The organism is Ancylomarina sp. (assembly GCF_041555295.1).
Taxonomy (GTDB): domain Bacteria; phylum Bacteroidota; class Bacteroidia; order Bacteroidales; family Marinifilaceae; genus Ancylomarina.
The window spans coordinates 1-2,959 of sequence record NZ_JBFFKR010000354.1 but is presented as its reverse complement, the minus strand read 5'-3'; the positions used below and the strand labels follow the sequence as shown (position 1 = coordinate 2,959).

Genomic DNA, 2,959 nt, shown 5'->3' with positions numbered 1-2,959 from the left:
ACGCCTGTCCGAAAAATCGGCAGATATTAGGGCAAGGGTTGAGGCGGCACGTCAAATTCAAACGGAGCGTTTTGTCGATGAAGAAGGGATGCATAGCAATGCCATGATGAGTTCTCGACTTTTGCGAAAATATTGCAAACCCAACGAAGCGGGTATGCAGCTTTTAAAAATTGCCATGGAGAAGGTCGGCCTTTCAGCACGCGCCTACGATAGAATCCTGAAAGTTTCGCGCACCATAGCCGACTTGGCAGGCTCCGAAAATATCGAAACCGATCATTTGTCTGAAGCCATTCAGTACCGAAGTTTGGATCGTGATGGTTGGGGAGGGTGAAAAATTAATGATGAATATAGGAGCGTTAGCTTCGCGTTCTTCGTAGAAAGTATATATTGTAATAATAAGAGGGGCGTAGCCCTGATATCAAATAAAAATCATGGCAAATACGTACACCCAATTATATATACAATTTGTATTTTCAGTACAGGGGAGAGAAAATTTAATAAAGGAGCGTTTAAGGGATGAGTTAGAGAAAGTGATTTGCGGTATTATTACTGGTCAAAAATGTAAAGTATATGCCATATATTGTAATCCCGATCATGCTCATGTATTTGTTGGTATGCATCCTGTTATTGCCCCGTCAAAATTAATGGAACAGGTGAAGTCAGGTTCATCTAATTGGCTAAATAATAAAAAATATATACTAGGTAAATTTTCGTGGCAGAAAGGTTATGGTGCATTTACTTATTCGAAATCACACATTAATAGGGTCGTGAAATATGTTTTGAATCAACCAGAACATCATAAAAAGCAAACGTTTAAAGATGAATATCTATTCCTACTTAACAAATTCTGTATTAGCTATGATTCTAAATATCTTTTTAAATGGTATGATAATATGTAGATGTTAGGGCTACGCCCCTAAAATTTATGCGTCTGGGATTTCTACGAAGAATAGAGGGCTATGCCCCTAAAGTGGAGGGGATTTTTGTTGAGTTTTTAATAAGTATGTCGTTTCCAGAGCGGAAGTTAGAATTTATTTTTTCTGATAATCCGAAGGATTCATATGTCTATAGCCTACGCACATTCCTCATTGGTGCGACCTTTTCAGGGTTGAATATTTTCTTTGTGAATTTTCTATAAACATGTTATCCCTTTGGGATAGATTTTAGGTTTCTATTTCTTTTCTCATTATTGCCTAATATATATTATTGTTATATTTGATATTCAAAATCAAATTATAAAACATGGAGAAAGTATTTTTATATCTCACTAAGAACTTACCATTTAGATTTATTGTACTTCTTACATTTATTATTACAGGTTATTTAGAACATGTATATGAATACTTTCCAATAATAAAGAATCTTGACACATGGATTTCTAAAAATGGGTATTTGATAGATATTGGATTCTTAGTATCCGTAGCAATAATTTCATTATCAATTGTATTTTACGCTTTAAAGCTATTAAGGAAATGTTGTTTTGGTATAATAAATATTTTTAAAATGTCTATTAGAATCAAACAATTAAACCTGTCAGAACAATCGGTATTAAGAGAGTTTGAAATTCAACGTAATGTGGTAGTTAATATGCCAAAGAATGATTCCATAGTTAATATTTTAATTAAAGAAGGTTTTTTAAAATTTGCTTCTCACGTTGAAAAAGAAGGGTGTTTCCCTATGCTACGAACGAATATATATATGGCATATGGTAATCGTGCGTTGATTGGTATTCCAGAAGATAGCCCTGATTTGTTAATAGATAAGAATAGCAGATTCCCATGTGATTTAATGCATAAAAGACCTAAGTGGGCTGATAATTACTATCGTCAAAACTTTCTGTAATATGATATTACTGACAAATTTGTGTCATACAATAAACTGTAATATTCGTTACATTAGATATAATAGAATTTAATAAATAATATAAGACTATGGAATTAAAAGACTTTGTGAAGACTGCACTAACAGAAGTGATGGCTGGTGTTAAAGAAGCTCAACAATCTGTATGTAAATCAGGAGCCATAATAAATCCTAATATGGGAAAGGCTTATGGTGCAGGAGATATCTCAATGAAAAACCAACAACTAATAGAACTTAAAGTTGCTGTAACTGCTACCGACGAATCAAAAGCAGGTGCAGGTATTCATGTGGCCAGCCTATTTAAAGTAGGAGGCGATATTAAAGAGATTAACAGTTCTGTTAGCACTATTAGTTTTAATGTGCCTGTAATATTTCCTTTTGGGAATTAGTCTACCTAAGACACCAAAATATCCATAGTCGGGTAAGCAGGTAACAGATACTGGTAAACTATAGGGGCACTCCAAGGGGTGCCCCTATTGTTTTGTAACGAATGGACTTTGTAGACTTACGTCACAATTTATTTGTAAAATAGGATAGTGAATCCTATAATTTATTTTTATATTTGATAGTCGATCATAAAAAAGAATATGAAGTGTTTGAGTGGATGGTGAATGAATTGTTGTAGAGGGAGTGTTGATTGAATGTTGAGATTTATGGTTGGTTAAATGGATTGAATAGTGACCAATTGAATTTGAATAGAATAACCTTAACCGGAGAAATTATGACAACATTACTACGAGATAAAATGTCCTCTGAAGCACATATTAGTAATTGCGAAAGACATGTGCGTTTGTGCCAGCAAACCCAAGGTACCGAAAGTTTGGTTGCTAGCATTCAGCCAAAAATCGAGAATCTACAATCTCAAGTCACAATTCGAATCAGTAAAGTGAAAGCTCGTTACTCGGCCTACGATGGTATTGTGTTTAAGAATGGTCTGTTAGACGATTGCATTAAAAACCTGGCTGGTAGTGCTAAGCAATACGATAGAAGTCATCCGGGTCGACCTATTTTTAGACGATTGTTTCCTGATGGTCGCCCATCTACCATAACTGATGCTTCTTTTACAAAGGTTTTGAGTAAGGCTGAAGGTTTATTGGTT

General features: G+C 34.6%; 4 protein-coding genes and 1 pseudogene. All 5 read left to right on the top strand.

Annotation, left to right across the window (positions count from 1 at the left end):
* Positions 1–331 (top strand): annotated as a pseudogene (locus tag ABY905_RS15815) (magnesium chelatase); the annotation flags it as partial.
* Positions 332–431: 100 nt separating this feature from the next.
* Positions 432–899, top strand: a complete 468-nt coding sequence (tnpA, locus tag ABY905_RS15810; RefSeq protein ID WP_372645610.1) for an IS200/IS605 family transposase — start codon at positions 432–434, stop codon at positions 897–899.
* Positions 900–1,242: 343 nt separating this feature from the next.
* Positions 1,243–1,842 carry a super-infection exclusion protein B gene (locus ABY905_RS15805; protein WP_372645608.1) on the top strand — a complete coding sequence of 200 codons (600 nt, stop codon included), beginning with the start codon at positions 1,243–1,245 and terminating at the stop codon, positions 1,840–1,842.
* A gap of 89 nt (positions 1,843–1,931) precedes the next feature.
* Positions 1,932–2,249, top strand: coding sequence for a hypothetical protein (locus tag ABY905_RS15800; RefSeq protein WP_372645606.1), 318 nt, complete (start codon positions 1,932–1,934; stop codon positions 2,247–2,249).
* Positions 2,250–2,581: 332 nt separating this feature from the next.
* Positions 2,582–2,959 (top strand): hypothetical protein (locus ABY905_RS15795; protein ID WP_372645604.1); only part of this gene is annotated, 378 nt, incomplete at its 3' end.

What these genes read in the sequence shown, in the direction of transcription:
- ABY905_RS15805 (WP_372645608.1), top strand. Translation starts at nt 1,243, where the DNA reads ATGGAGAAAGTATTTTTATATCTCACTAAGAACTTACCATTTAGATTT.
- tnpA (WP_372645610.1), top strand. Translation starts at nt 432, where the DNA reads ATGGCAAATACGTACACCCAATTATATATACAATTTGTATTTTCAGTA.
- ABY905_RS15800 (WP_372645606.1), top strand. Translation starts at nt 1,932, where the DNA reads ATGGAATTAAAAGACTTTGTGAAGACTGCACTAACAGAAGTGATGGCT.